Origin of the sequence: Streptomyces phyllanthi (assembly GCF_009377205.1) — a bacterium.
Classification (GTDB): domain Bacteria; phylum Actinomycetota; class Actinomycetes; order Streptomycetales; family Streptomycetaceae; genus Streptomyces; species Streptomyces phyllanthi.
The window spans coordinates 1-6,601 of the sequence record NZ_VJZE01000490.1 but is presented as its reverse complement, the minus strand read 5'-3'; the positions used below and the strand labels follow the sequence as shown (position 1 = coordinate 6,601).

Below are 6,601 nucleotides of genomic sequence, written 5' to 3'. Positions count from 1 at the left end.
CTCCATGCCCGTCCGCCCCCGGAGCCCCGTGCAGTGCCGCGTGCCGCAGGACCACCGAGCCGCCCATCGAGAAGCCGACGGTGGCCACGCGCGTGTGGCCCAGCTCGCGTGCCCAGGCCACCGCGGCCGCCAGGTCGAGCACCTCGCGGTCGCCGACCGTCGAGAGACCTCCCGAGGCCCCGTGCCCGCGGAAGGAGAAGGTCACCACGGCTCCGTACCGCGCGAACGCGCGCGCCACCCGCCGTACGTGCGGACGCTCCAGATCCCCCGTGAAGCCGTGCGCGACGACGAACACCAGGCCACGGGAGGGTGGCGTCCCGGTGACGTCCCCGTCGTCGTATACGACCGCACCCGGTTCGTATACGGAATCGATCGGCACGCCGTCGAGCGTGCGCAGAAACCTCCTCAGAGGGGTGCGACGGCCCGTTCCAGGGTCCGGAAAGAACGCGGAACGCGTCACATGACCTGCCCGACCAGTGCTCATGTGGGCTATTCTGCTGGGCAGAGGACTCGGGCAGCGTTGCCCCCGAGTCCTTTTGTGCTATCGGGAAGGTTTGTATACGTCGCGGGAAACCGCAGGTGTACGGCCCCTTCGATCGCATACGCGGGTCCCCGGGGGCGAGGGATTCGCACCATAAGCAGTGCCGCAGACTCCCCCACTGCCTTGACGGCGCGGGAGGTACCCCCATCGCAGGGACCGAGGAGGAACCAAGACGATATGGGCGAGCGAACCGTGCACGAATCGACGACGACCCCCGAATCGACGACGACCCCGGCGGGAGGAGTTCGATGAGCTCTCTGCTGCTCCTGACCAACGCCCTCCAGCCGTCCACGGAGGTGCTCCCCGCGCTTGGCCTGCTCCTGCACAACGTGCGGGTGGCCCCGGCCGAAGGCCCCGCTCTCGTCGACACCCCCGGTGCCGACGTCATCCTGATCGACGGACGCCGCGACCTCCCGCAGGTGCGGAGCCTGTGCCAGCTGCTGCGTTCGACCGGGCCCGGCTGTCCCCTCATCCTCGTCGTCACCGAGGGCGGTCTCGCGGCCGTCACCGCCGACTGGGGCATCGACGACGTGCTGCTCGACACCGCCGGTCCGGCGGAGGTCGAGGCGCGGCTGCGGCTCGCCATGGGACGCCAGCAGATCGTCAACGACGACTCCCCGATGGAGATCCGCAACGGCGACCTGTCCGTGGACGAGGCGACGTACAGCGCCAAGCTCAAGGGGCGCGTGCTCGACCTCACCTTCAAGGAGTTCGAGCTCCTGAAGTACCTCGCCCAGCACCCGGGCCGCGTCTTCACGCGCGCGCAGCTGCTGCAGGAGGTCTGGGGGTACGACTACTTCGGCGGTACGCGGACCGTCGACGTGCACGTTCGACGGCTGCGCGCGAAGCTCGGACCGGAGCACGAGTCGCTGATCGGGACCGTCCGGAACGTCGGTTATCGATTCGTTACGCCGGAAAAGGCGGACCGCGTCACGGACGAGGCGAAGGCCAAGGCCGCTCGGCCAAAGCCGGAAGATGCGGGCGAGACGGCGCACTTGGACGCCGCCGAGGTGGCCGCGGAGGCCTAGCGGAGGCCGGCTCGGGCACGGGCGTACCCAGCGGTACACAGCCGCCTCACAGGTGGGCTGCCGTACGCCCTGCCCAGAGCGTTGCAATCCGCGTAGACTCCGCGCGTGGCCAAGGTGACTCGGGATGATGTGGCGCGGCTGGCGGGGACATCCACCGCCGTCGTCAGCTACGTCATCAACAACGGACCCCGGCCGGTCGCCCCGGCCACGCGCGAGCGTGTCCTCGCCGCGATCAAGGAGCTGGGGTACCGGCCCGACCGGGTGGCCCAGGCGATGGCGTCGCGGAAGACCGAGCTCATAGGCCTGATCGTGCCGGACGCGCGCCAGCCGTTCTTCGGCGAGATGGCGCACGCGGTCGAACAGGCGGCCGCCGAGCGCGGCAAGATGGTCCTCGTCGGCAACTCCGACTACGTCGCGGAGCGCGAGGTCCACTATCTGCGGGCCTTCCTCGGGATGCGGGTCTCCGGGCTGATCCTCGTCAGCCACGCGCTCAACGACAACGCGGCCGCCGAGATAGAGGCGTGGGACGCCCGTGTGGTGCTGCTGCACGAGCGGCCCGAGGCGATCGACGACGTCGCGGTCGTGACCGATGACCTGGGCGGCGCCCAGCTTGCCGTACGCCACCTCCTGGAGCACGGCTCCGAGTACGTGGCCTGTATGGGTGGCATCGCGGAGACCCCGCTGGTCGGCGACCCCGTCTCCGACCACGTCGAGGGATGGCGGCGGGCGATGCAGGAGGCGGGGATCCCCACGGAGGGCCGGCTCTTCGAGGCACCGTACAACCGCTACGACGCGTATGAGATCGCCCTGGAGCTGCTCGCCGGGCCGGACCGGCCGCCCGCGATCTTCTGTTCCACCGACGACCAGGCGATCGGGGTGCTGCGGGCCGCGCGTGAGCTGCGGATCGATGTGCCGGGGGAGCTGGCGGTGGCCGGCTTCGACGACGTGAAGGAAGCGGCGCTGACCGATCCGCCGCTCACGACGGTGGCGACGGATCGTACGGGGATGGCCCGGGCCGCGGTCGATCTCGTGCTGGACGACGGGCTGCGGGTGGCGGGGTCCCGGCGTGAGCGGGTGAAGCTGTTTCCGTCGCGGCTGGTCGCACGGCGGTCCTGTGGGTGTGAGTAACCCCTGAGGGTGTGAGTGGCTCCGCTCGCCCCCTTTGCCGCGCCCCCTTTGCCGCGCCCCCTTGTGCCGCGCGTCCTTATGCCGGGCGAACGAGGTTCTGCCGGGGTTCTCAGGGAGCACTCAGGGACCTCTCATGGAGGGGGGACAAGCTCTGAGACATGACCGAGAGCATCCGCCGCAGCGGCGAGTACGAGAACCCCCAGGGTCACGGACACCAGCCCGCGTACCCCCAGCAGCAGAACGCCTCTTCCCCCGTGAACCCGGAGTGGCCGCCTCCGCCGGCGCACAGCCCGCAGTCGGCGTACGAGCCGCAGGCCGCTTACGCCGGGTACGCGTCCGGTGCCGCGCACCAGGAGCCCCCGGCAGCCACCGCGCCCACGGCCACCGCGCCCACGGCCACGGCCACCCCGCTCCTCACCGAGCCCGTCTCCTCGGCCTCCGCTCCCAGGAAGCGCGCCCGTGGCCCGATCGCCCTGCTGGCCGCCGTGGCGATCGTCGCCGCGGCGATAGGCGGCGGCACCGCGTACGGCATCCAGGAGCTGACCGGCAAGGACACCACGGTCTCCGGCGCCACCAGCACGAGCGTGGTGCCGACCGCCCAGAAGGGCACCGTCGCCGGAGTCGCGAAGGCCGTCAGCCCGAGCGTCGTGGAGATCAGCGCCACCTCGAACGCCGGTGAGTCCACCGGTTCCGGCGTGATCATCACCAGCGACGGCGAGATCATCACGAACAACCACGTCATCTCCGGCGCCTCGTCGATCAAGGTGACGACGAGCAACGGCAAGGAGTACACCGCCCAGGTCGTCGGCACCGACAGCAAGAAGGACCTCGCGCTGATCAAGCTGGAGGACGCCTCCGGTCTGAAGGCCGCGACGCTCGGCGACTCGGACAACGTCCAGGTCGGTGACCAGGTCGTGGCGATCGGTTCCCCCGAGGGCCTGACCGGCACGGTCACCAGCGGCATCGTCTCCGCCCTGGACCGTGACGTGACGGTCTCCACGGACGAGGGCCAGCAGCAACAGCAGCCGGGCGGCGGGTGGCCGTTCGAGTTCGGCGGCCAGCAGTTCAACGGCGACACCGGCAACTCGACCACCACGTACAAGGCGCTCCAGACCGACGCGTCGGTGAATCCGGGCAACTCCGGCGGCGCGCTGATCGACATGAACGGCAACATCATCGGCATCAACTCCGCGATGTACTCGTCGGCTTCGTCCTCGGGTGACGCCGGCAGCGTCGGCCTCGGCTTCGCCATCCCGATCAACACCGTCAAGTCCGACCTGAGCACGCTGCGCGCGGGCGGTTCCGACAACTGAGCCGCCCCGCGGGGCGAAGAACCCAGGAGTTCGACATGATCAAGCAGGTCAAGCAGGTGCAGCAGATCAAGCAGGTGCTGCAGGTCGCGCACGAGCGGGGCGGCGACGCGTACGGCGGCCCGGCCGCCCTCGGCCTGGCCCTGGCCGTGGCGTACGAGCTGCACCCGCCGGTGCCGCGCGCCCCCGAGGTGGCGGCAGCCCCCGCGGAGGCCCGCGCCCGGGCCCGCCGGAACACCACCGCCCGTATCCACCGCCGTACCGTCCGAGGCTGATCCTCTCTACTCCACGGACATCGAACGTGCGAGGCTGAAGCGCCCGACACGTCCCACCGCACCCGAGGAACCCCACCATGAGCCCCGCCGAAGGCGACCGTGAACCCCAGCGCATCCTGATCGTCGACGACGAGCCGGCGGTACGCGAAGCACTCCAGCGCAGTCTGGCCTTCGAGGGGTACGACACCGAGACGGCCGTGGACGGCGCGGACGCCCTGGAGAAGGCGACCCTGTACAAGCCCGACCTGGTGGTCCTGGACATCCAGATGCCGCGGATGGACGGTCTGACCGCCGCCCGCCGGATCCGTGGCGCGGGCGAGACCACGCCCATCCTGATGCTGACGGCCCGCGACACGGTCGGCGACCGGGTCACCGGGCTCGACGCGGGCGCCGACGACTACCTGGTCAAGCCGTTCGAGCTGGACGAGCTCTTCGCCCGTATCCGCGCCCTCCTGCGCCGCAGCTCGTACGCGGCGGCCACGCTGGGCGCGGCACCCCAGGACGACGCGCTCACCTTCGGGGACCTGCGGATGAACCTCGCGACCCGTGAGGTCACCCGCGGGGACCGCGCCGTCGAGCTGACCCGTACGGAGTTCACGCTCCTGGAGATGTTCATGGCCCATCCGCGCCAGGTGCTCACCCGTGAGCAGATCCTGAAGGCCGTCTGGGGCTTCGACTTCGAGCCGAGCTCGAACTCCCTGGACGTCTACGTCATGTACCTCCGCCGCAAGACGGAGGCGGGCGGCGAGCCCCGTCTCGTGCACACCGTGCGCGGGGTGGGCTATGTGCTGCGGTCGGGTGGGGCGGAGTGAAGAAGCAGCTCGCCCGCCGGTACCGCTCCCTGCCCCTGCGGGCCCGTCTGTCGCTGCTGGTCGCGGCGGCGGTGGCGTTCGCGGTGGCGGCGGTGTCGGTGAGCTGTTGGTTCGTGGTGCAGCGGAAGCTGTACGCCGAGGTGGACGGCGATCTGGAGAGAACCGCGCGCAGGCTGCCGGAGCTCAGCGACGTCAACGCCCTCCTCGCCACGTGCCCCCGGGAACCGGAGTCCCAGTCCAGCTCCGACGGTTCCCACTTCGGACCGCCCAAGTTCCTGTACTCCGCGGTGGTCGACGCGGACGGCAGCGCCTGTGTCTTCTCGAACTCCGCGGGTGTGGTGAGGATCGCCGACAGGGACCGGGAGCCGGCCGAGACCGCGCAGTACGGCAAGTACTTCATCCGCGACGGGACGGACAGCGACGGCGATTCGGTACGGGTGCTGGCCACCTCGCTGGTGGCCACCGACGACCTGGGGAATCCGATGCCGGTCGACGGGCACGCCCTCGTCATCGCCATGCCTCTCCAGAACACCGAGAGCACCCTCAACGACCTCGCCCTGCTGCTCCTCTTCGTCTCCGGCATAGGAGTCGTCGGCGCCGGTGCCGCAGGCCTGGCCGTGGCCCGCGCGGCCCTGCGTCCCGTCGACAAGCTCACCGACGCCGCCGAGCACATCGCCCGCACCGAGGACCTGACCATCCGCATCCCCGTGGAGGACGACGCCGAGGACGAGATCGCGCGACTGTCCCGCTCGTTCAACTCGATGACCGGCGCGCTCGCGAACTCCCGTGAACTGCAACAGCAGCTGATCGCGGACGCGGGCCACGAACTCCGTACGCCGCTCACGTCCCTCCGTACGAACATCGAGCTCCTCACCCGCAGTGAGGAGACGGGCCGCCCGATCCCCGCCGAGGACCGCAAGGCGCTGCTGACCTCCGTGAAGGCGCAGATGTCGGAACTGGCCTCCCTGATAGGCGATCTGCAGGAGCTGTCCCGCTCGGACAACGCCCAGCAGGGCGAACGCGTCCAGGTGGTGGACTTCCAGGACACGGTGGAGTCGGCCCTGCGCCGCGCCCGCCTGCGCGGTCCGGAACTGACGATCACGGCGGACCTCGCCCCCTGGTACGTACGGGCGGAACCGACCGCCCTGGAGCGGGCCATCGTCAACATCCTCGACAACGCGGTGAAGTTCAGCCCCGAGGCCGGCACGATCGAGGTGACGCTGGAGGGCGGCGTCCTCACCGTGCGGGACCACGGCCCCGGCATCCCCGCCGACGAACTCCCCCACGTCTTCGACCGCTTCTGGCGCTCCCCGAGCGCCCGCGCCCTCCCGGGCTCGGGCCTCGGCCTGTCGATCGTCGCCCGCACGGTCCGGCAGACGGGCGGCGAGGTCACCCTCACCCGAGCGGAGGGCGGCGGCACGCTGGCGACGGTACGTCTGCCGGGGGCTACGACGCCTCCGCCGGAGGTGCCGTAGCCGTACGGACCGCTGCCGGAGGGGCCGCTGCG

The 6,601-nt window shown here is 70.7% G+C and carries 7 protein-coding genes; 6 read left to right on the top strand and 1 reads right to left on the bottom strand.

Features of this window, described 5'->3' with window-relative positions; all coding sequences use genetic code 11:
* The coding region (locus FNH04_RS38940) for an alpha/beta hydrolase (RefSeq protein ID WP_152790697.1) at positions 1-484 on the bottom strand (484 nt) is incomplete at its 3' end.
* 305 nt (positions 485-789) lie between these two features.
* Between FNH04_RS38940 and FNH04_RS38935 the strand changes: the two genes are divergently transcribed.
* The 6 genes from FNH04_RS38935 (at position 790) to FNH04_RS38915 (ending at position 6,569) form a co-directional block, all read left to right on the top strand.
* A complete protein-coding gene (locus tag FNH04_RS38935; RefSeq protein WP_152790695.1) occupies positions 790-1,569 on the top strand; it encodes a winged helix-turn-helix transcriptional regulator in 780 nt (259 codons plus the stop codon).
* A 105-nt stretch (positions 1,570-1,674) separates the two neighbouring features.
* Positions 1,675-2,697, top strand: a complete 1,023-nt coding sequence (locus FNH04_RS38930; protein ID WP_322725132.1) for a LacI family DNA-binding transcriptional regulator — start codon at positions 1,675-1,677, stop codon at positions 2,695-2,697.
* Between the two features lie 158 nt (positions 2,698-2,855).
* The gene (locus FNH04_RS38925) at positions 2,856-4,010 is read left to right on the top strand and encodes a S1C family serine protease (RefSeq protein WP_152790693.1); all 1,155 of its coding nucleotides are present in this window, start codon (positions 2,856-2,858) and stop codon (positions 4,008-4,010) included.
* Positions 4,011-4,045: 35 nt separating this feature from the next.
* Positions 4,046-4,282 carry a hypothetical protein gene (locus FNH04_RS46915; RefSeq protein ID WP_228031862.1) on the top strand — a complete coding sequence of 79 codons (237 nt, stop codon included), beginning with the start codon at positions 4,046-4,048 and terminating at the stop codon, positions 4,280-4,282.
* A gap of 77 nt (positions 4,283-4,359) precedes the next feature.
* The gene (locus tag FNH04_RS38920; RefSeq protein ID WP_152790691.1) at positions 4,360-5,094 is read left to right on the top strand and encodes a response regulator transcription factor; all 735 of its coding nucleotides are present in this window, start codon (positions 4,360-4,362) and stop codon (positions 5,092-5,094) included.
* Positions 5,091-6,569 (top strand): sensor histidine kinase, encoded by a 1,479-nt coding sequence (locus FNH04_RS38915; protein WP_322725130.1) that lies wholly within the window; start codon positions 5,091-5,093, stop codon positions 6,567-6,569. The genes FNH04_RS38920 and FNH04_RS38915 overlap by 4 nt, the downstream gene beginning before the upstream one ends.
* The last annotated feature ends 32 nt before the right edge of the window (positions 6,570-6,601 follow it).